Annotated in this window: 18 protein-coding genes; 8 read left to right on the top strand and 10 right to left on the bottom strand. The window is 58.9% G+C overall.

Translation table 11 applies throughout. The features are described from left to right. Nucleotides 1-91: 91 nt before the first annotated feature. Complete coding sequence (locus tag WKV53_RS27660) at nucleotides 92-598, bottom strand: hypothetical protein (protein WP_341408091.1); 507 nt, start codon at nucleotides 596-598, stop codon at nucleotides 92-94. Nucleotides 599-643: 45 nt separating this feature from the next. Next, a complete protein-coding gene (locus WKV53_RS27655) occupies nucleotides 644-1,126 on the bottom strand; it encodes a hypothetical protein (RefSeq protein ID WP_341408090.1) in 483 nt (160 codons plus the stop codon). 391 nt (nucleotides 1,127-1,517) lie between these two features. Here WKV53_RS27655 and WKV53_RS27650 point away from each other — a divergent pair, with 391 nt between their 5' ends. Further along, nucleotides 1,518-2,180: a recombinase family protein gene (locus tag WKV53_RS27650; protein WP_341408089.1), complete on the top strand. Its 663-nt coding sequence runs from the start codon at nucleotides 1,518-1,520 to the stop codon at nucleotides 2,178-2,180. A gap of 258 nt (nucleotides 2,181-2,438) precedes the next feature. On the opposite strand, the gene WKV53_RS27645 is transcribed toward WKV53_RS27650, so the two are convergent. Further along, the gene (locus WKV53_RS27645; protein WP_341408088.1) at nucleotides 2,439-4,184 is read right to left on the bottom strand and encodes a recombinase family protein; all 1,746 of its coding nucleotides are present in this window, start codon (nucleotides 4,182-4,184) and stop codon (nucleotides 2,439-2,441) included. Between the two features lie 138 nt (nucleotides 4,185-4,322). Then, nucleotides 4,323-5,936: a hypothetical protein gene (locus WKV53_RS27640; RefSeq protein ID WP_341408087.1), complete on the bottom strand. Its 1,614-nt coding sequence runs from the start codon at nucleotides 5,934-5,936 to the stop codon at nucleotides 4,323-4,325. 297 nt (nucleotides 5,937-6,233) lie between these two features. Between WKV53_RS27640 and WKV53_RS27635 the strand changes: the two genes are divergently transcribed. From WKV53_RS27635 to WKV53_RS27625, 3 genes are all read left to right on the top strand, one after another. Continuing rightward, on the top strand, nucleotides 6,234-8,882 hold the full coding sequence (locus tag WKV53_RS27635) for a hypothetical protein (RefSeq protein WP_341408086.1): 2,649 nt from the start codon (nucleotides 6,234-6,236) through the stop codon (nucleotides 8,880-8,882). Between the two features lie 101 nt (nucleotides 8,883-8,983). After that, on the top strand, nucleotides 8,984-9,631 hold the full coding sequence (locus WKV53_RS27630; RefSeq protein WP_341408085.1) for a DUF2637 domain-containing protein: 648 nt from the start codon (nucleotides 8,984-8,986) through the stop codon (nucleotides 9,629-9,631). Nucleotides 9,632-10,385: 754 nt separating this feature from the next. Then, on the top strand, nucleotides 10,386-10,862 hold the full coding sequence (locus WKV53_RS27625; RefSeq protein WP_341408084.1) for a putative molybdenum carrier protein: 477 nt from the start codon (nucleotides 10,386-10,388) through the stop codon (nucleotides 10,860-10,862). A gap of 1 nt (nucleotide 10,863) precedes the next feature. Here the strand turns inward: WKV53_RS27625 and WKV53_RS27620 are convergent, their stop codons facing one another. Continuing rightward, nucleotides 10,864-11,358 (bottom strand): hypothetical protein, encoded by a 495-nt coding sequence (locus tag WKV53_RS27620; protein ID WP_341408083.1) that lies wholly within the window; start codon nucleotides 11,356-11,358, stop codon nucleotides 10,864-10,866. A 76-nt stretch (nucleotides 11,359-11,434) separates the two neighbouring features. Between WKV53_RS27620 and WKV53_RS27615 the strand changes: the two genes are divergently transcribed. Beyond that, entirely contained in the window at nucleotides 11,435-12,139 is a 705-nt protein-coding gene (locus WKV53_RS27615; RefSeq protein ID WP_341408082.1) for a hypothetical protein, read from the top strand. Between the two features lie 55 nt (nucleotides 12,140-12,194). On the opposite strand, the gene WKV53_RS27610 is transcribed toward WKV53_RS27615, so the two are convergent. Continuing rightward, nucleotides 12,195-12,722: a hypothetical protein gene (locus tag WKV53_RS27610; RefSeq protein WP_341408081.1), complete on the bottom strand. Its 528-nt coding sequence runs from the start codon at nucleotides 12,720-12,722 to the stop codon at nucleotides 12,195-12,197. A 510-nt stretch (nucleotides 12,723-13,232) separates the two neighbouring features. Between WKV53_RS27610 and WKV53_RS27605 the strand changes: the two genes are divergently transcribed. From WKV53_RS27605 to WKV53_RS27595, 3 genes are all read left to right on the top strand, one after another. Continuing rightward, nucleotides 13,233-14,495, top strand: a complete 1,263-nt coding sequence (locus WKV53_RS27605; RefSeq protein ID WP_341408080.1) for a hypothetical protein — start codon at nucleotides 13,233-13,235, stop codon at nucleotides 14,493-14,495. Beyond that, complete coding sequence (locus WKV53_RS27600; protein ID WP_375341842.1) at nucleotides 14,492-15,895, top strand: SNIPE associated domain-containing protein; 1,404 nt, start codon at nucleotides 14,492-14,494, stop codon at nucleotides 15,893-15,895. The genes WKV53_RS27605 and WKV53_RS27600 overlap by 4 nt, the downstream gene beginning before the upstream one ends. Before the next feature lie 109 nt (nucleotides 15,896-16,004). Continuing rightward, nucleotides 16,005-16,757: a hypothetical protein gene (locus tag WKV53_RS27595; protein ID WP_341408078.1), complete on the top strand. Its 753-nt coding sequence runs from the start codon at nucleotides 16,005-16,007 to the stop codon at nucleotides 16,755-16,757. A gap of 95 nt (nucleotides 16,758-16,852) precedes the next feature. Here the strand turns inward: WKV53_RS27595 and WKV53_RS27590 are convergent, their stop codons facing one another. From WKV53_RS27590 to WKV53_RS27575, 4 genes are all read right to left on the bottom strand, one after another. Next, a complete protein-coding gene (locus WKV53_RS27590) occupies nucleotides 16,853-17,188 on the bottom strand; it encodes a hypothetical protein (protein ID WP_341408077.1) in 336 nt (111 codons plus the stop codon). 253 nt (nucleotides 17,189-17,441) lie between these two features. Beyond that, the gene (locus WKV53_RS27585; protein ID WP_341408076.1) at nucleotides 17,442-18,485 is read right to left on the bottom strand and encodes a hypothetical protein; all 1,044 of its coding nucleotides are present in this window, start codon (nucleotides 18,483-18,485) and stop codon (nucleotides 17,442-17,444) included. 56 nt (nucleotides 18,486-18,541) lie between these two features. Beyond that, nucleotides 18,542-19,384 (bottom strand): endonuclease/exonuclease/phosphatase family protein, encoded by an 843-nt coding sequence (locus tag WKV53_RS27580; protein WP_341408075.1) that lies wholly within the window; start codon nucleotides 19,382-19,384, stop codon nucleotides 18,542-18,544. Continuing rightward, nucleotides 19,381-19,926, bottom strand: coding sequence for a bZIP transcription factor (locus WKV53_RS27575; RefSeq protein ID WP_341408074.1), 546 nt, complete (start codon nucleotides 19,924-19,926; stop codon nucleotides 19,381-19,383). Before WKV53_RS27575 ends, WKV53_RS27580 begins: the two co-directional genes overlap by 4 nt. Between the last annotated feature and the right edge of the window lie 115 nt (nucleotides 19,927-20,041).

Below are 20,041 nucleotides of genomic sequence, written 5' to 3'. Positions count from 1 at the left end.
GATACCAACATGGAAAAAAAGGAGCGTGCCCCGTTACCGAAGCACGCTCCTCGATACCTCATGTCACGTCATAGTCAGTTCTGGTCTTGGATCAGGCGGCGGCGTTACCCGGGAGCGCGATGTCGTCCTCCTCGATCGGTTCGCCGGAGAAGTGCTTGTGGAGCTTCTCAAGCGCGATGGCCCACTCGCGGCGAGCTGTTCTCGCTTCCTCTCCGTCCGTGCCGTAGGGGAGATAGTAGCGAGAAACCGAGCCCAGCGTTCGGTGGATGATCGCGGCCTTGATGTCCACGCCACTCTCGCGAAGCTCATCCTGGGCGGCGAGTTCAATGAACTCTTTCAGCACTTCGTCGTCGGGACGCACCTTGAGCGTCTTGATGTTTTTGGCGATATCGCTGACAAAGATGACAGCACTGGCTTCGGCGACTTTCGTCAGGATCTGACGAACTTCACCAACGACTTCAGTGACCAAGGCCTTGCTCTCGACCGGCAGGCCCTTCACCAGTTCCTGGAGGGCGGAGATCGATGGCATCTGACGGATCACTCGATCTTCGTTCTTCTTCGGGGCGTCATCACCCGGATTGCTAGCAGTGGTATTCATAGTTCTTCTATTTTCGGTTTCTTGTTTTTGGTTCTCGTTACGAGATTATGCGGCTTCGTCGTCTTCGTTTGCGGAGGCGATCGGCTCGGCTTTCAGGGACTTGTTCTTCTCGGTCATGTATCGGGCTAGGGCCGGCTTATCGGCTTCCAGCGCTTGCCACTCGCCAGCAGGCATCACTAGAGGCAGCAGCAGGTAGAGCTTTCGCCCATAGCCCTCGATCTGTGGGAGGTTGAGGCCGACAACACCCATGGCGTCACCGAGTCCGTTCGCCTTGCGGATTGGGAAGGCTTTGAGGTTGAGGGCAGTCAGGGCACCGAGAACTTCGGATGCAGACACCGCGACGTTGCGGACGTACTTCATGATCGGTTCCGCGTTCTCGCGGATCGTGTCTTCCCAGACCTGGCGGCGGGACGGGCCCGACGACGAGTTGTTGCGGGAGGAAACCGTCGTCGCCGGGCGGAAGTCCGGGAGATCGCCAGCGTGGAGGCGGAGGGTTCTGGCTGCTGCTTCATCGAGGCTGTTATTCATACTCATTTCCGATTTCTGTTTTGGTTGGTTGGTAGCCTCAGGCGTCTTGTGCCCTCGGCTGACTCGCACATTCAGCCCGACATCTTCGATTTCGGAAATTGGGCCATGCTCGGGGCGGACTGGGCATTCCGCAGCTTTACAGTCAGTCCACGAGACGGCGGGAATTTCGGGCGAAGGTGAAGTGCTCATCGACATGTTCGAGTCGGTGAGATCCTAACCGCCATCAGCCTAGGTAGCTCCGTGCGTAATCCCCAGCGAAGCACGAGCACTCCCCAGTATCAGATCCGCGTGAGGGGTGGTATGATCCTCAAAGAGGGCTTCTGTTTCCGGGCGAATGGTCATTCGCCCGAATACTTGTGCGCCGACGAGCGCCGTGTTTTGATTTCCGCTGATGAACTCCGAACAACCGTCAAAGTGGGTTTGCTACTACAGGTGCTCTACCGACGAACAGGGGCGCTCGGGCCTAGGGGTCGCAGGGCAGCGAGCAACGGTAGCTGGGTTCTTGGCTAACAAACCGGGGGAGGTGATCCTGGAGTTGACCGAGATCGAAAGCGGGAGGAAGGCAAATCGGCCCAAGCTCATGGAAGCTCTGGAGGTGTGCCGGAAGCGCAAGGCTCACCTCGTGATCGCGAAGCTCGACCGTCTGGCGCGTAGCGTCAGGATCATCAGCACGCTGATGGATAGTGGCGTCTCCTTCTCAGCATGTGATATGCCTTTGGCAAATCGCTTCGTCTTGCATATCTATAGTGCTGTCGCCGAGGAGGAGGCCCGGCTAATTTCAGAAAGGACAAAAAGCGCACTTTTGGCTGCGAAAAATCTCGGAATTGATATTGGGGCCACTGGCCGGGTGCTTGCTGCTAAGCACAAACAGCAGGCCACGGAACGGGCCGAGGACTACCGGAAACTCGTGGCGGACCTCCGCTCCTCTGGCTTCGCTACCGTCCGCGGCCTTCGAGACGCCCTGAACGAGCGAGAGGTCGCCTCGCCTGGCGGAGGACGCTGGCACATCCGAAACACATTCTTGCTGCTGCGGAGGCTCGGGCTCGCGGCGTAAGATCCGCCGAGGTGGGCGATCTATCGCATTCGCACAGGAGTTCGCGTAAATGCGCGATCCTGAGCTTGAGCAGATCAAGCCTCCGATTACTACAACCCTAGTAATGGTGGGTCCGTTCGCCGTCGCGTCGAGGCTCGCGATTATTAACACGCGCCACGGCAGTCAAGTCGAAGAAGCCAGGTCGTCTATAGCCTGACACTCGAAAAAGAGCCGGGGATCCGCACACGCGAACTTTCCTGGATTTGGTCGGTTCGACCGCTATTTGCCAGCCTCCCGGCGTTTCCGTTCGTGCCGGGCTTTGCAGGCTGCTCTGGCGCATTTCCTACACCGAGGACGGTCACCATAGAACTGCGCCGGAAACTCCTTGATCTCCTTGCAGGTCGGGCAGCGACGCATACCTTCCGGAACCTCAGGGTCGGGATCGGTGATTCGGAAGGGCGTCTCCAGGATCACCGGCATATCGGAGGCAAACTTCCAGACCCCACCACCGACCAATCCGGGCGCGAGTCGGAATGCGGTGAGTTCCTGATCTCTGAAGTACAGCTCGCTAAAGAGCTTCGCGACGAATTCCTTCTTCTCCCGTGGAGTCACGAGCTTCAGCCACGCTGCCTTCCCGTTGGCGATCTTGCCGGCGATCCCCTGAAGCTCCACCTGTCCCGGATCAGGGGCTGTCGTCCGCTCAATTGTGGCAAGCAAGGCCTGACGTTGGGTCTGAAGTCTCAGCCTTGCCTGCTTCGCTTCATGGACGTCCATAGCCCCGGATTCAATCGCCGCCATGATGCGCGCGTCCCGTCGCGAAAGGTCGTCGAGCTTGGCTTTAGTCGCTTCCTCTATGGAGAAACCTACGATGTTCGACTGTTTCTCCCGTGCGAAGTTCAGGATGGAGGAGGTGAACTCCGGATCGTCCAGGCAGCATTCCAGGAACTTCGAGGCCAAGGCATCGAGATGTTCCTTGGCCACCCACGAATTGCTGCACCTCGGCACCGGGTTCTTCAAAACGCCGAGCTGACTACTGCAAACGTAGTGCCCCGAACTCTTCGACCCATCGGCCAAATACCGACTTCGGGTCTTCCCGGCCAGCCTGAGCGAACACAGACCGCAGAACCCAACGCCCGTCAACATCGACCCGCGATGCCGTTCGTGAACGACGACCGTGTGCGACTCACGAATCGACTCCAAGACCCGTTGAACGCGATCGAACCTCTCGTCGGAGACGGCTTGATCCTCGGACCTGAACACTCGAACAAAGAGACAACGATGTTCAGGCCGCTCGATTTTTTTCCTGTCTTTTTGACGGCCCGTGGGCCCGATGGCCTTCTCACTCGACCGCATCTTGGTGATCGAACGGATTCCTTTGTAGATCGTGTTGGCCAGAAGGTAGCGGACGTTCCGGGGATGCAGGCCGGTTCTCCGCCCAATTTCGGTTAGGTTCCTGACGCCCTCCTCATCCACGATTCGGAACGCCTCAATGACTGGCGCAACGTCAGACGTGTAAATCCACCTGTTCTCGTTCCCTCTCAGGAACTCCACGCCGAGGGGCAGGGTGATTTTAGGACTGGGACAAAGGCCGGCTGCTCTCTTGGCCTCGCGAGAGGCTTCGAGGCGCTTCCGCATGGTCATTCTCTCGCTCCCGGACATCAGCGCCAGGATCCCGCTCAGGACGAAGCCTTCTGGGCTATTGAGATCCTGCGCGGACCCACCGACATCGATGATGACGCCGTTCTGCTTGCATGTCTCCAGGAGCGAGAAGCTGGAGAGGTCGTCTGGGCGAAGCAGTCGCGACATCTCGGACGTAACGACAACGTCCAATTCCTTACGCTCGATCCGAACCAGGAGATCTTGAACCTCCGGAGCGAACAACGTGGCGGTGCCGCTCACGTCCACCAACTCGATCTGGTGGGCCAACGCATAACCCTTCGACTGGATCACACGGGCCACTTCCTCGCGCTGACGGAGCAGGCCGGCGCGCCCGTCTTCGGCCTGTTCCGACGTAGAGACCCGCACGAAGGTGCATGCGCGCAATCGTGCGGGTTGAAGTGTTGGTTGGTTCGGCGCTGGCTGCGTCAAACTTCCAGGAAAACATGGGGCACAAGTTCCTCCGAACGGCATGGGAAGAACTTTGCCCGCCATGTCGGTTTCGGACTATTGGGCCATGCTCGTTACCAGTTGGGGATTCCGCAGCTTTCCGTCGTTCATGAACTGCGAGTGCTCAAGTTCAAGCTGGCGGTCGGTCCAGCTGCGGCGAATCGCGTCCAGCATCAATAGGTTGTTACAGGGCGAATATTTGGGCAGCAACTTGCCCGCACGTAAGAGCGTGCCGTCGCGGACCTGTCGCATGGTGTCTCCGAGGCTCGTCAGAACTGGACCGAAGCGGCGATACCGCGGCTGCGAAAAGCGACTCTGAACCCCATAAGAGGCGGATCCGATCGAGGCAAAGGAGGAGTCGGCAAGCAGGAAGACCAAATCCATGATCAGCTCGCGGAACTTCGTGAAGTCGCGCCGGACGCCCACGCGGCTGGTCCGTTGGATCTCGTCGTCCAGGATTTTTACCCAGTCAATGAGGGCGGGATCATAGCCTTCGTTAGTGGATGCACGCTTTCCGCGGCTAACCCACTTTGGTTTCTTGTCGGTGGTAGTTTGCTTCGTATCGACAATTGCAGGCTCCGGTTCCCGTGGCTCGCGCAGTTCGTCTCGAAATTCCTTTTCGACCCTCGCGATGATCTTGCGGTAGTCTTCCTTCTGGAAGGTGAAGGTATGTTCCTGGTCCTTCGAGTAGGTGCCAGAATTGAGTGCGTTGGCTTTATCGCGACCTTTCCGGAGGATGCCCTCCTTTTGAAGTTCCATGAACCTTTCCTTGGCTTTGGCGGTGGATCGTTCAATCGCGGCTCGCGCCCATGAGCCCGAACCGCTGGCTTTTGCTTCCCGGCCTTCCTTGGCTTCGCGGAGCGCCTCAGCGCCGTCGGCATCGACGATTCGCTTCACACCTTCCTTTACGACATCGGCTTCGTAATCTAGATCGCAGATCTTTTCGATTTGGGGCGGAAGTAAACTTGCAACTGTTTCGCCCCAACCGCCGGTTTTCTCGGTTAGGTCCGCCAGGTCTCCAGAGCCCGCGACACTAGCGAGAAAGGCTGCTCCAAAGCTTTCGTGAATGTCCTGTAAATCGGCCTCCTTCCACTCGGAAGCCATCTTTTCAAAATCACGGGTGGGAAGGATCTTGCGGTCCAGATCAACCAGAGCGTCTAACAGGCGATTGACCTCGGGGGTCATTTTTTCCGGATCTTTGTCGCGAAGCACGCGAGCCGCATCGATGGCTCTGATCACTAGTGGCCGGAGGACAATCGCCGATGCTTTGACCGGTCCCTTGCCTACTCCACCGAGGCCGTAGCGGTTGAGGATAGAGGCGATGGAGCCGTCCTTGCTCCCGGCTGCCTTTTTCACGATCTGGACCATCGGACTGCGGGCATGGAATTCGCGGGCAAGCTCGGCGGCTTCGTCCCAACATTCGCCAAGCAGTTCGTCGAAGTCCAGGAACCCGGACATGCCAACTTGGTAGGGAACCAGAGATTGATCCAGTCTCGCGCGGACGTCAGGGTCCTGGAAATCCTCCATAGTAAGGCCGTTGCCAGTGAGTTCTCCAAGGAGTCCCACGAGCGCAGAGGTAAAGGCCGTGGACTTCAGACGCCAGCGAGCTTCCATTCGCGTGATCTCAGTGGCATCGAAGCTGAGCAACGGGTCCGCGCTTCCGTCGGTCACGTGATTCGAAAGCACCTTGCCTGCGACCAACTCGTAAGGTGAGTAGGTTAGGAGTGCGATTGGGAGCAGCGGAGCAGGGGTCTCGCTCTTCGAATTCGGAGCGGAATTTTGAGGCCTGGTGTTAGACGTGTTTCGCATTCTGCCGCCCATCATAACAAGCTGTCAAGCTTGAAGCAAATTGGCGGCCCGCGTGAGTACGTTGTAGTGGCCTCTAACAGGGCAACGTGTGGAATGCCCGCTTACCCCTGAGGATGGCCCAGCAGACCACTTATCGGTGCTCCGGCACGATGGCGGCCTATGGAACTTCAATTGACCCCGCTCTATGCCCAATCGAATACCGTGATCATCGGCTTGGACTCGGAATACGTCGCCGCCGCGCTTGAAGTTGGACTGTCCAAGCGAGAACGCGGGAAGCTCGGTTGGCAGGCCGAAAAGAAGGCTGCACTCAAGAACCTCCGCTTGTCCAAGGAGCCAGTCAAGAGCCGGAAGACGCCAGAGAAGAAGACGGTGGTTCCTCGCAAGAACGACGTGGTCTCCTACCAAGCGCACGTGATAGCGCCGGGTGGTAGCTACGATTGGTTCCGACTGATGCAGCCCGGCGAGCGCATGACCCTCGAAGACCTCATCAAGGACGTCCTCTCCAACGGAATGCAGAATCGGACTTTCCGCATCTGGCCGGAGAAGGTCCATCTCGCAATTCACTGGAGCCTTGCGGACCTCACTGCCCTGCGGAACTTCGACGCCCTGAAGACGGTTTTCGACGGCATCCGGAAGACCTACGCGACCGTTCAGGAACCCTTTTGCTTCTACTTCTGGGACCGGAACAACAACAAGCGGGAGATCGAACTCAGCCTATTTGACACGACGTTGCTCGCTCCGGATGAGCGCAAGCTTGAAGCGCTGGGGGCCATGCTTGGCGACAGGAAGGTCGAGATACCGGATGGAGCCATCGAGAACATGCGAAAGTTCTCCGAGGAAGATCCGGAACTGTTTCGCGAGTATGGTCTGGCCGACGCACGGATCGCGGCCAAGTGGCTGATCTTCGCGACCTCGATCGCCAACGACCTTCTGGGAACCGAAAGTCCACCGATCACACTGGGTAGTATCGCGACCAACCTCGTCCTGACTCTGTGGGAGAAGAACAGAATTGATCGCCTCGATGTATTGGGCCTTGAGACGTTCAAGGATGAGATGGGCAAGAAGCAGGAACGCCTGCGCCAGGAACGTCAATCGTTCGAGGACGACGCGTGCAGCGCATTTCACGGTGGCCGCAACGAGACCTACTTCTTCGGTGCGACCTCGGAAGACGACTGGTATGACTGGGACCTGGTCGGTGCATACGTCACGGCCCTCAGCACACTTGGGGTGCCAGATTGGGAGAACATTCGAAAACCCCGGTCGCTCCACGAGTTCGGTCCTGACACCTATGGCGCTGCTCTCGTGCGCTTCTCGTTCCCGGAGGACACGCGCTTTCCGTGCCTGCCTTGCCGCGCCGAGAACTCGCTGATCTTCCCGCTCCAGGGGGAGTCGTTCGCAACCGCTCCCGAAATCGAACTGGCACTCCGGCTCGGGGCGCGGATGCGGATCATCAACGACATCGCCTACATCATTCCGATGAAGGATGGCCGGCCGTTCGCACTTCTCTCGGAGTTGGTGACCGAACGCCGGACGGCTCTTGAAAAGGAGCTTGGTCCGGATTCGGCACCCGAGAAGATGATCAAGACCATCGGGAACTCCGCCTACGGGAAGCTATCGCAGGGGCTGCGTGGTCGCCGGGTGTTCAACACCCGGTCGGCGACGATGAACGAGATCCCACCGTCGAGAATCACCAATCCGTTCATGGCGAACCACGTCACCGGCCTGATTCGCGCGGCGTTGACCGAGATTCTGAGCGCGATTCCGGGCGAGTATCATGTGGTGTCGGCCACCACCGATGGGTTCATCACCAACGCGCCGCCCGAGGTAGTACTGGCTGCAACTGAAGGACCGCTCTGTACGTTCCTCCTGGAGTTCCGCCGTCGCTTTGAACCGGGCTGTAAGGCGATCCTGAAGCTCAAGCACCAGGTGCGACAGGTTCTGGCTTGGCGGACCCGCGGCCAAGCTACCCTTCAGGAGGGGGAGTCCGAAGAGATCGCGGGTGTCCTTCTCGCAAAGGCCGGAATCTCGGTGCCTCGCGATGCCAGCGACCCGAACCAGTTCATCGTGGAGAAGTTCATCGACCGGGATCCGGATGAACCAGGAGACAAGGTCGTCCGCGGGCGACCGCTGCGCGAGATCTACGAAGCGCAGGGCATGAAAGACTTCAACATGAAGCTCCAGTTCATCACTACCCGCATGGACTTCGACTGGAAGCGCTGGCCGTCGGGTGTTTCCGGCTCCCGGCCGATCATTGGAAGGGACCACCTGTTTTTCTCAACCGTCCCGTTGCCATCCTCGGAAGCCTACCAGCTCCTGCGCAAGGAATGGTCCAACTTCTGCAAGTCCCGCGGCACTTTCCTGAAGACCGAACAGGACCTCGCGGATTTCCAGAGCTACCTGGCGGTCAGCCGGGCAGTCGGCCTTTCCAAGCCGACGTCCGGGAAGTCTGGCGCGGAAGTTCTGAAGCGGATGTTCCTCCGCGGCTACGTGCGCAGCCGGCTGGGCATGGATCGTGTTCTTTCCAACGGCAAGCTTGCAGCAGTCCTAACCGAACTCGGCTTCAAGACCAGCGTTGCGGACGTCGAGAACGCCGTGCGCAAGCAGATCATCGAAGGGTGCCTTCGGCCAACGTCCGAGGTTAAGGCCGCCATCGCAAAGCTAAAGTCGAGGTTCCCGACCTTCGATCCCGATGAACTGATGGTGGCGGGCAAAGACCCGTTCGAGTTCGACAATGACCTTCACGCGCAACTTGCTGGTGCCGATCCGCGACAGCTTACGCTTTGGAAGGCGCTCGAACAGTCTGCTTGAACGTCCTATTACTGGGCCGGCAGGGGAGTTCCCTGTCGGCTTAGCTACTCTGCCCGGTGGTGCCCCAAGGGGCTTGTACCCCATGATTTACTCGTGGGTAGATGAGAGACTCACTGGAAACCACGCCCGCAGCTGTCCCGTCCAAACTTCGAACGGTCGATATTGTCGGTCGCCTCACCGCGATTCTGGTTGCGTTGCTTGGCATTGCGTCATTCGCGTTGTCGTTTGGGGCGCTTCGAGATCTCGCCGTCCGCACCGGTGCGTTGCCACCGCAGTCTGCGTGGCTCTTCCCGATCCTGGTTGACGGAGCTGCGATCATATTTTCGTTGAGTGCGTTCCGGGCGTCGGCGGTCGGTGCCGAGCGAGATCGCCGTTGGCATTTCTCGTTGGTGGTTGCGATCAGCCTCTGCTCGGTCTGTTTCAACGTCGCCCACGCCGAGAAGGGGCTGGTTCCGTCCGCCATAGCGGCGGCTCCTCCGATCCTGTTGTTTTTGGCGTTCGAGTCGCTCCTTCGCCAGCTCGGCCCGGAGCCACCGGCAGCTCCAGCCAAGCGCCAGCCACAGTCGAAGGTGCTTCCTTTGGCTCCGAAGGCCCTTCCCGTGGCCTCGAATACCGAGGCCGGGACAAAGCGGGCGAAGGCCCTGGAGCTGGCAAAGGAAGGCCTCTCGCAGGCTGCTGTAGCTCGACAGCTTGGCGTGTCGGCGGCCACGGTTTCCCGGTGGCTCGGGAAGGCCTCGAAAGCGGCCTGAACGTGCCTGTTTAGAAGCTCGCAACTCAACGCCGCGACCCATTGACACTTGTGCGTAAAATGAGGGCCAATGAACCAAGCGCCAGCCCCGACAAATAGCACGACCATCGTCAGTCCCTCTTTGAACAACGAAAACGCTAGTGCCGCGACCGCATTGTACGTGCTGCTTGCCGAAGGCTTCTTTTCGACCCCAAGGACCCCGGCAGAGGCGCGACATTGCTGGGAGATGCGTGGTGGACGTAAGTTCAGACCTTCACTGATGTCGGTGGCATTTCACCGTGCTGTTGGTTACGGACGGCTAAAGCGGGCGGGTACGACCTATTTGGGCTACACCTACACTCAAACCTCTGAAGCCGCGACAGAGTTTAGATCGAAGTTGGGACGAAAGTTGGTTAGCCCCATGCAGGTTCGTGCGGTTCAAGAGCGTGAACGACTGGCTGCGGTTGTGGACTTCAAATCCCAGGGGCATCAACGAGCTTTCATCGCAAGAGAACTGGGCATCACCATGAGGACGGTTTCTCGATATTTTGCGAAGGCGCGGAAGGCCGCCACCACCCCTGCGGGGGGGCTTGCTCCGTAGCCCTGCGCCCCTGATATACCCCAGAAGAACTTGTACGGAGCGCCCGCGCCACGGGGCTTCCCGGGCCTTCCAGCCTACGAAAGAGGCCCTCCTCTTCGTAGCCTCGCCCGCCCCGTGCCAGCGGCAGCTCGAACTTGTAGCCGATTTGACAGCCATGTTGTAATGATCGTCCAAAATGACACTTCGCAAAATTATCAGCGGCGGACAAACGGGCGCAGACAGGGCAGCTCTCGACTGGGCTATGGCTAACAGAGTGCTTCACGGTGGCTACTGTCCTAAGGGACGGTTGGCCGAGGACGGCCCGATCCCGACCTCCTACGCGCTACTCGAAACAAAGACAGACCAATACCCAGAACGGACTAAGCTGAACGTCGAAACTTCGAACGCGACGCTCGTGATCGTCGGAGAATCGAAACTTACCCGTGGATCCAAGCTGACGGTCACACACGCCGAGAAGAAGCAAAAGCCTGTGCTCACGGTCTTTGCAGCTGGATTGGACCAGCCGACCGAAGCGCAGATTGCGGAAGTCCGGACGTGGCTGGAGAAGCACGACCCGATGGTGCTGAACGTCGCGGGATCGCGTGCAAGCACGTCGCCGAACGCCTACGCGTTCACCAAGGCCCTGATGGACGCGACTCTGGGCAACAAGTAGCTCACCGTCTCCTGACGGTCGTCCCAAACAACCCGACCGGAACGAATGCACGAACCAGCTTCAGGTTGCCGGTTCCACCAAGCGCGCGACCGTAGGCCGCGACCGCCGACTGGATGTCGAGCGCCCCGAGTTTGGTTGCCGCACCGTTTCCATTGATGACCGACGCTTGCCCGTCCGCGGCGACGAGCGCGGCGGGCTGTCGGTGCCGCCTGAGAATCGAACAAACGAAGGCCTGGAATTCGGAGTGTCCCGTGCCATCGACGAAGGCGAAGCGCTTCCAGTCTCCCGGGGTCTCCTTCCATTCCGCGAAGACCAACCAGTAGTCGAGCCCAGCCGTCCGAAGTTCCTGACGAAGGGTTGCATTCGCACGTCGGTCCTCGTCGGCCGTCATCCGTGGTAGCGACGCCGTCACGAGCGCCCACTGCTTGGCGGGGGTTCCGGCGATCGCGAACACCAGCTCCAAGCCGCTGGCCTCGGATCTCGATGATCGGTTCATGACGTGCGCTTCCATGTGGATAGGTAACCGTCGGTAGGTGGTGGACGGCGGCCGGAGGTTTCGCTACAATGCTTCTGTGATTCGCCGATTCGATTGGGGCTCCAACTCAGACATCTCAGCCTTGATTGAGGAGGCCCGAAAGGCGCTGGACCAGAAGGGATGGGAGGAGGCTGTGAATGTCTTTCAGTTTCTTTCGATCTGGATACATCACTTTCAATCAAAGCTCGGGCAACTCAATGGCGTCAGCCACCTAAGCAACCCCGACGATCCCCCGGATGCAATCGGCCACTTCAGCAATCACGATATTCCCATCGAGGTCTGCTCCATCACCCCCGCCCACGTGAAGCAGTCAGACGATCTTCACCGAAAAGTTGGAGGGAACCAAGGTCGTTACGACGTTCCGATCTCTCAAAAGCCGCGGAGCGCGGCGGAGGCAAGAGACTGGATGTATGGGCCAGGAGGGGTGGATATTTGGGAATCTTTTACCGACGCGATGGAGACGGTGCACCATTCAATCGTCGATGCCGCGAAGAAAAAGTTTGGTAAGCCCTCAATCGCCAAACTTGAGCCAGGCGTGCTACTCCTACCTGGTGATCGCCTTTTTGGATACTTCGGCGAGGAGGAAGCGGTAAGGGCCGCATTCAACGCAGTTCGCAAAGAGGTGCCTGCCGCCAATGCTTGGATACTCGCTGTTCATCATCAATGGAACGGGCGCGAGTGCTTCTCTGCAATCGACGACCCCTCATCCGGGTTCGCCTTGAAGCGAGAGGCCAAGAGCTAGATTGGGTGCAGCAGATTCGTTCGGCGCGACCGCGCGGTCCCAATGGGAGAAGCTTTCACCCAGAAGACCGATCACCACATGACGAGGACTCACTTCCGCTCGGCAGCCCGTAGTAGCGGAAGATCTCGACCGTCCTCCGGTAGATGTCCTCCTCGCTTGCGCCCGCCCGCTCGAACATCCGGTTCATCGGTTCGAATCCACGGCTTATGAACTTCAAGAGCAAGGTCGGCTCCAGTGCAAGCGTCGTCCGTGAGTGCCCGTGACGGGCGACTGCATCGAAGTCGTCCATCACGCACGCGGTCATCATCAGCAGGCTCTCAGTTCGGAGATCCGCGAAGTAGAACCAGGCGGGCCATCGACGAAGCAGCGTCCGGTAGAAGCGCCGGACCTCCGGGATTGCATAGACTTCTTCTGGGCGGTCGTTGAAGCCATCGACAAAGAAGCTGAAGCGCCCGAAGAGCCGGGCGAGTGCCGGACCGGAGGGGAGAACGGGCTCGCCGAACTTCTGGAGAAAAGCTCCGGGCCTGCAACGGAGTACCTCCTGTTTGCCGAACATCACAATAATCGGATCTCCTGGCGTCATCCGAGGCGACGGTATAGGTGAATAGCGGCTTCAACTTCGGCCTCCAGGTCTCGCCCGGCAGCCCGGAGCTGCGAGCGGGAAGGAACCAAGCTGCGGAAGCCCCGAGCGACGAGCGGAAGCTTCTCGGAATACCAGACGGTCGCGACGAGGCAGATTTTCCACCTGCAAAGCTCACAGTAGAAGCCCTCGACGAGCAGTCGGTCGAGTTCCGAGGCAACGTTCCGCAGCTCCCAGTGATCCAGTCGAGCGACTCGATGGGTGATCCGCGCGAACTCGTCCAGGCCCGTCTCGCTCCGGCTGAACGAGCATGGACGGTCGGCTTGTCGCCGGATTACGGAGAGGAGGAACGGGAGTTCCAACGAGCGGGGTGTCACCCCGAGAGTCAAACACGGGCGTCAAGATTTGGCAGTGAGGGGGATTAGGTGAGACGGCGGACTACCGACAAAAGTTCGTCTTTCCATAAGTCGCGGTGGTTAGATAAACTAGCGGCTACAACCAAGATTCAAGAATATGGGTCGAAGAGGCTTTCTGACAGGGATTCATAGGGCGGCGAAGCAGATCGCCCGGGAAAATGAGCGCCAGCGCAAGGCATCCCAGCGGGCCTATGCGGCGGCAGTGCGCGAAGCCGAAGCGGCAGAGAAGCGGCAACAGCAGGCCTACGCTCGGGCTCAGAAGGCCTCCGCTGCGGAAAGGAAGCGGCTGGAGAAGGAAGCTCGGGACTTCCACGAGGCGTCAATGGCAGCGGAAGTTGAATGCCGCAACCTGAAGTTGGCGGGCATGGAGGAGGAGCTGGAGGGTATCTTGGAAGCCACACTTGGGGTGGACGACTTCGTGGACTTGAACACCCTTCGCGTGGAGGCGGATCACCCTCCGTCCGACCGGCAGGACCTGTTGACCCCGTCTCGTCCTCCGCTTCCAATCGTTGACTCTGCCAAACCCGAATATGCGGAGCCGCCAGCCCCGCGCGGACTGCTCTCGTTCCTGTCAAAGGGCCAGCACGAGAAGGCCAAAGCAGCGGCAGCCAAAAGGCACGAAGAGGAGCTTGCTCGGTGGCACTCAGACAACACCAAGAACGAACAACGGAGACTCGCCGAGGCAGCCGCCTACGAGGAGAGGGAGCGCGCGAGGAGGACGATGCTCGCGCAGGAGGAATCCCGATATGCTGCCGATTGTGCCCGCAGGGAGGAGGAAGCTAGCGTGCGAAACCGCGAAGTGGACGAGCTGATTGCCAACCTCGGCTACGGAATACCGGATGCCGTTGAGGAATACATCGGGATCGTGCTATCGAATGCGGTATATCCCGAGCACTTCCCGATTAGCCACGATTACTCATTTGACCCCGCTACTGCGGAGCTGCGCTTGGCAGTAGCGGTGATTGCGCCCGACCAATTTCCGACGGTCAAGGGATACAAGTACGTCAAGGCCTCCGATGAGATCGCCGAAATCCCTTTCAGCGCAAAGGCGTGCAAGGACCGCTACGCGAGCGCGGTTCATCAGGTGGCACTGCGAGTGCCTCACGAGGTATTCGAGGCGGATCGCCGGGGGCTGATCTCCACCATCTCCGTTGAGGTGGGGACTCATGGGATCGATCCGGCGACTGGCCGCTCTTCCTTCGTTCCCCTCGTGGCATTGGCGGTTTCGCGCGAGGCCTTCATGAAGATCGACCTTGGGAAAATTCAGCCGTCGGCCACGCTTGCCCACTTCGGGGCTTCTGTTTCAAAGAATCCCTATGGGTTGAACCCGGCCAACACCTCAGGCGTTCGGAAGTCATGAGCAGCGAACTCATCTTCAACCCACCCCCCGGCTGGCCGAAGCCTCCTACGGGCTGGGTTCCTCCGCGCGGGTGGACTCCAGATCCCTCTTGGCCAGCTCCGCCTGAGAACTGGCAGCTTTGGATACCCACGGAGGTCTCGGCTACTCCTCCGCCCCTACCGTCATCTGGCTCTTCCCCGTCGTCGGCTCCAGCCATGTCCACTACCGGAGCCTGTATCGCTGAAAGCCCGCCGATAGATCGGGTCGCGTTTCTGGAGGCGGAGAACGCGGAGCTGAGGCAGCGGATTGAGATGATTTCAGCCGGAGCCGGGGGAGCCGTCGCAACCGATGACGACGCCATCCTTCAAGAGGTCGGTATCTACCGCTATCACCATCCTCTCGAAGCTGCCGCTGACCACCAGGGACGCCTCAATGCACTGGATGCTGAGATCGCTCTCGCCGTGAAGTTCGGGCACGCCATCGAGAAGTCGAACCTGTTCACCTACGACAACTCCCTCGCCAAGGGGAAGAAGATGTCGGACGACCTCGGCAAGCTGATGCTCCGTGCCTACAACGCGGAGGCGGAAAGCTCTGTACGGTCCCTTCGCGCTGGCAACGTTGTGACCGCCAAGGACCGACTCGAACGTTCCCGAGAAGCCATCGCCAAGCTCGGCAAGATGATGGAAATGAGGATCAGCGAAGTGTTTCATGGCCTTCGCATCCGGGAAATCGAGCTGACGGCGGACTTCCTGATGAAGAAGCAGGAGGAGCGAGAGGCCGCCAAGGAGGAGCGGGCTCGCCTCAAGGAGGAAATGAAAGTCGCCGCCGAACTGGCAGCCGAGCGCGAGCGCCTGGACAAGGAACGGAATCACATTTTGAACGCCCTCCAGACCCTCCAGACTCAGGGGAGCACCGATCGGGCGCTCGAAGAGAAGCTCGCGATGATCGACGATGCCATCGCCAGCAACGACTACCGTGCTGCGAACATTCGGGCGGGCTACGTCTACATCATTTCCAACCGAGGTGCCTTTGGAGCCGATGTGGTTAAGATTGGTCTGACGCGCAGGCTTGAACCTCTGACGCGAGTTGATGAACTCGGGGATGCATCCGTGCCTTTCCGTTTCGATGTTCACTGCCTATTCTTCTCTGAAGACGCAGTGACCCTGGAGGCCGAGCTTCACGCGCACTTCGCGTCTCGGAGGCTCAATCAGGCTAACCTCAGGAAAGAGTTCTTCTTCGCGACACCTGCGGAAGTCAGGGAAGTCCTGAGATCCAAGCTTGGAAACCTCCTTGAGTTCAACGAACACGCGGAGGCGACGGACTACCACCAAAGCCTTCACTACTGGCCGGAAGCTCGCCGGTTCCAGGTAAATGGCGGGTCTGCCACCATTCCCGGGACTTTCAATGGGACCGCCGATTGATCATTCCCAACACGAGCCAATTCAATTGATGGAGATCTCACCCGAAGTCGTCGCAGCGGCACAGAAAATCCAAGCCTCGGTAGCTTCCTCGTCGGGTGGCTCCCGGAGGATGAAGCTCCGAACGTTGCTGGACCGATTCGGCTACGTGAAGCGCTCGGACTCTAACACCGCAGCAATCACGACCGCCTTTTCAGACCGCGGGATATCGATCAACCCGCCAATTGTGCGGTTTGGCGAAGACTGGGAGATCACGATGGAGGACTGGATCTATCTCTCGGATGCCAGCAAGGAAGTGAAGCCACCAAAGCCCAAACCGGGCAACTCAGGCGCACCTTGGAAACACGATCCATGGTTCGACAAGATCGCCGGATACGAGCTTCGCACCGAGAAGGAGGTCGAAATCAAGTTCGTGGTCCCGCTGCTCGCTCGGTTGGGTTACGGGGACGACGACCGATTTGATGGAATGCCGGTTCCCGCTGCTCATGGCTCAAAGGGGACGACCCTCGTCATCGACTTCGCGCTGTTCGACTCGTCGGTCGAAGGACTGCGACATCAACCTCTCCTCACAGTCGAAGCGAAGAAGGAAAACCGTCTCAAGAAGCGGGAGGAAATCCTGAACGCCCACAATCAGGCCAAGAGTTATTGCCTCTGGACCCAGTGTGATTTCTTCCTGATCACCGACAGCAAGACGGTTCAGGCTTTCCACATCGCGCGGGGCAACCTGGCAGATCTCAAGCCACTCTTTGTGTGCGAACGCCACGAACTGAAGGACAAGTTCGGGGGCCTGTACGCCATCATTTCACGTGAGGTTCTTTCAGCCTACTACTTGGCGAAGCTGGCTACGACCGACGAGGCTATATAGACTCAGTATTTCGGAGTCAGTTCAGGCCTCCTAGACATGGGTATGGAAGCTAGGAGCATCCGTCCCCCGTATCCTAGCGACTGTAACGCCCTAACTCAGAGGCTTGCCTTCAGCTTCTGGAATCTGGCTTCAAGTGCGTCCAGTTCCTTACGCTTGGCCGCGATCACCCCATCGAGCTTCGACAGCTCCGCCAAAACTCCGCTTCGCCCTCCAGCAGCGGACTTAGCCGCCTTGCGACCGTTGCCGACCGAAGCACCGCCGGTTCTTTTCACCCATGCGGAGATCGTAAGCGCGCTAGTGCCGAACTTCTTCACCGCAGCGGTTAGTCCACCGCGACCGTTCGCTTCGTTGTAGGAATTCACGAAGTCTACTACGGATTGCTTCTCTTCGACGGTGTAACGCTTTCCTTTGGTTGCTTTCTTTGCGGCCATGAGGCGAGTCTGTCGCCTCTTTCTCCGATTATACAAGTAAGCGTTTCCTGAAGGTGGCCTCAACGAGCCGACTTTTTGGCAGCCACAAGCCACGAAACCCAGAGAAACCCGATTAGGTAAATTGGGTATGCCCAGAGATGGGTAAACTCGAAGTGACGAGCGAACAAAGCAAAGAGCAGTATCAGAAGAGAGCCTTGGCTTTGCTTCGAGAGACTTGTGGATGACGACCTCATACGGGTCGAACGCTACCAGTTCAGCCTTCTGAAGAATTCACCGAACTCGGCGCTCCAACTTCGGCAATTTTCGGGATAATTGGGGCTAGACCGCGCAAAGCGCTGCAAATGTCGTCTAGAATCGCATTCTGAACCGCGCCGGGGCCACGTCGGCCTTCGGCATCGGCAGTGGCACGTTGGGCACCCCAGTCGGGGTGCTCGTGAAAATTGGGCATGTCCTCCCTGATCATGTCCCGAACCGCCGGAATCCACGAGCCGATGTTTTCCGACGAAAATGGAGGCGTCGGAAGTTTTCGGAAGTAGAACCATTCAGGCATTATAGGAAAACGATATCCGCGTCGGGAGGCCTCATCCTTTTCGAACAACCCCTTGCCCGATAGAACTGCAATTCTCCATCTTGTTTCCTCGATGTTCCTCACCGCTTGTTTAGCCCACATCCTGCTCGGATAGTCCGCATCTTTCCCGCGCATTTTACGAAACTTGCAGCGCCAGGTTGCCAAGTCCTCTCCTACCTCAAGCTGTGCAAGTCGTTCCCGAAGTTTGCTTTCATCGAACTCTGGGCCGTCATGGAGAATAGGCCAATACACTGCTTTCCGCGCGAGTTCTCGAACCAGTTCGGGTAGAAACTTTTCAAATCCGTGCAGCTGGAGTGCTGTATCGGCGGCGATCTTTGCTATTTCCGTTACAGCTTTGGCATCGCCGTCTAACGCTCTTTGTGAGAGGCATAGAAGGAGGTCTCCAAGGTGGACTGAAACCTGTTCAGTCGTGAGGGTCGCGAGATCGGCATCTAACTGAAATCGGTTCAGGTCGATTGGCTTTATCGTCGGTTTTATTTCGCGGATTATCCGCTGTGCCTCCTCGCTCACAACGTGCTGTTCCAGCTCGTTGAGCGGGGTGAGTTGAGACTCCTGTTTGGCGTTTAGTTTCTGCAACCTTTCGTCACGAATTTTTCCACCGATATCCGATAGGGCTTCGTGGAAGCTGAGCTTTTCGTCAGAGTCCGTCTGATCTGGCGAGCGAAACGGGGGCCACGGCAAGAGGATTGGTAATGCTTCGGATTGCATATTTAGCGGTTCATCTGTGCCGAAACTGAGAGCCCAAGGCCCGATGGATTTCGGATCTACAATGAGATTTCGAGCACCACCGGCAGGTGGTCTGATCCTTCTGCGGATTTTACCGATGATAGCGGAGTTCCGAGTCCCTTCGTCCAGAAGTAGTCGAAGCATGCCGCTGGATAGCGCCCCTTCGCCGGGCAGGTAATCCGGTTCTGGTGCTCGATGCCCTCAAAGCTCCAGTGGAAGCCAGCCTTCCGGAGGAAGCTGAACGTCCGCTCACCTGGCGACTGGGCTGCCGGGGTGTCCGGGTCGTCGGTGTTGAAGTCGCCACCAATCACCAACGCGTCGGGCTTCACGAGCCGCTCGTCATTGGATTCGGTGTGGGCGATCAACTGCTCAATCGCGTCCTCGCGTTTCGACGTGTTTTCGGGCGGGTTGCCGAGGTTCGACTTCAGGTGCAGGCAGTAGACCCCGAGTCGCTTCTTGCCGACCAGGAACGAGGCGTAGGCGTAGCCGCGGGGAGCGCCGGCCCAGCCTCGTTGCCACGGCTCCGACCAAGCGGCGTCCGCCGGGACCTTCGCGGCAATCGCGAGCTGTTGGCCGGACAGGAAGTTGCCCTGCATGAACCGGGAGACCACCGCGACCTTCCATTCCTTCCCGAGCGGCTGAAGCGTTTCCTCTAACGCCGCCTGCGAGCTGACTTCTTGAAGCAGCAGGATATCGGGATTGAGCGTCCGGATCTCCTCCCGGACGGCCTCGATGTGTTTCGTCTGCTCCTCTTTCGGTGCGCCCATCCGGCCGCCCGGGAACCACTGGAGGTTCCAGGTCACGACCCGGAGCGTCTGGGCAGGCTCCGCCATTAGCGGGCAGCCCCACCACAACACCACGAACAGTAGGAGCGTCCTCATCCGCCGCAGACCTTGCACGCCACACCTTCGGTTGCCGAGCCGGATCGACCCTTGCTGGTCGCGTAATACCGGCACCGAGCGTTGTGGCGCTTTCCTGTGGAGCTGATCCAGTAGCCTCCAGCTTTCGCTGGCTGGCCAGGAGTGACCTTGTTCGTTCCCCCGCCGGTCAGTGGTTGGACCGGAGTTGGGGTAGAGGGGGGTAGGGGCTGGCGGCGAAGTTGGGCGTTCTCGGCTCGAAGCCGTTCCACCAGCGCCTCCAGCTCGGCGATTCGCTTCTCCAACTGGGCGACGTTCGCGTCGGCCGAAATCCCAAGCTTCTTGCGGGAGTCTTCGGTCAGCTTTGCAACTGGGACACGGATCACTCCGTAGTCGGTGATCAGGCTGACTTCGCCATTCTTCACGCCGCTGACTGTTCCGGTGATCGAGTCGCCGCCGACCAGGGACAGCTTCACCGGCTCGTGCTTGGCCTCGGCCGGTTGTTGGGCAACGAGGGGGCAGAGCGCCGACATCGCAATGGCTAGGATCAGGGGGAGGAGTTTCATCGAAGCAGATTAGGCAGCCGCGACGACCAACACAAGTACATGGCTAGGCGCTCGTAGATTGCGACTGTGACTGAGTAGGGCATTCGAGACAGCGTGATCTTGTGACGATGGATCA

The sequence above is a fragment of the Luteolibacter sp. Y139 genome (assembly GCF_038066715.1).
Lineage (GTDB): Bacteria > Verrucomicrobiota > Verrucomicrobiia > Verrucomicrobiales > Akkermansiaceae > Haloferula > Haloferula soli.
The sequence above is the reverse complement of the archived record's forward strand: the minus strand, read 5'-3'. Positions and strand labels throughout refer to the sequence as shown.

Excerpts from the sequence above, each read along its gene's own strand:
- WKV53_RS27585 (WP_341408076.1), bottom strand. The coding sequence starts at position 18,485 with ATGCAATCCGAAGCATTACCAATCCTCTTGCCGTGGCCCCCGTTTCGC.
- WKV53_RS27625 (WP_341408084.1), top strand. The coding sequence starts at position 10,386 with ATGACACTTCGCAAAATTATCAGCGGCGGACAAACGGGCGCAGACAGG.
- WKV53_RS27620 (WP_341408083.1), bottom strand. The coding sequence starts at position 11,358 with ATGAACCGATCATCGAGATCCGAGGCCAGCGGCTTGGAGCTGGTGTTC.
- WKV53_RS27595 (WP_341408078.1), top strand. The coding sequence starts at position 16,005 with ATGAAGCTCCGAACGTTGCTGGACCGATTCGGCTACGTGAAGCGCTCG.
- WKV53_RS27600 (WP_375341842.1), top strand. The coding sequence starts at position 14,492 with ATGAGCAGCGAACTCATCTTCAACCCACCCCCCGGCTGGCCGAAGCCT.
- WKV53_RS27605 (WP_341408080.1), top strand. The coding sequence starts at position 13,233 with ATGGGTCGAAGAGGCTTTCTGACAGGGATTCATAGGGCGGCGAAGCAG.
- WKV53_RS27590 (WP_341408077.1), bottom strand. The coding sequence starts at position 17,188 with ATGGCCGCAAAGAAAGCAACCAAAGGAAAGCGTTACACCGTCGAAGAG.
- WKV53_RS27650 (WP_341408089.1), top strand. The coding sequence starts at position 1,518 with ATGAACTCCGAACAACCGTCAAAGTGGGTTTGCTACTACAGGTGCTCT.
- WKV53_RS27630 (WP_341408085.1), top strand. The coding sequence starts at position 8,984 with ATGAGAGACTCACTGGAAACCACGCCCGCAGCTGTCCCGTCCAAACTT.
- WKV53_RS27635 (WP_341408086.1), top strand. The coding sequence starts at position 6,234 with ATGGAACTTCAATTGACCCCGCTCTATGCCCAATCGAATACCGTGATC.
- WKV53_RS27575 (WP_341408074.1), bottom strand. The coding sequence starts at position 19,926 with ATGAAACTCCTCCCCCTGATCCTAGCCATTGCGATGTCGGCGCTCTGC.
- WKV53_RS27660 (WP_341408091.1), bottom strand. The coding sequence starts at position 598 with ATGAATACCACTGCTAGCAATCCGGGTGATGACGCCCCGAAGAAGAAC.
- WKV53_RS27610 (WP_341408081.1), bottom strand. The coding sequence starts at position 12,722 with ATGACGCCAGGAGATCCGATTATTGTGATGTTCGGCAAACAGGAGGTA.
- WKV53_RS27655 (WP_341408090.1), bottom strand. The coding sequence starts at position 1,126 with ATGAATAACAGCCTCGATGAAGCAGCAGCCAGAACCCTCCGCCTCCAC.
- WKV53_RS27580 (WP_341408075.1), bottom strand. The coding sequence starts at position 19,384 with ATGAGGACGCTCCTACTGTTCGTGGTGTTGTGGTGGGGCTGCCCGCTA.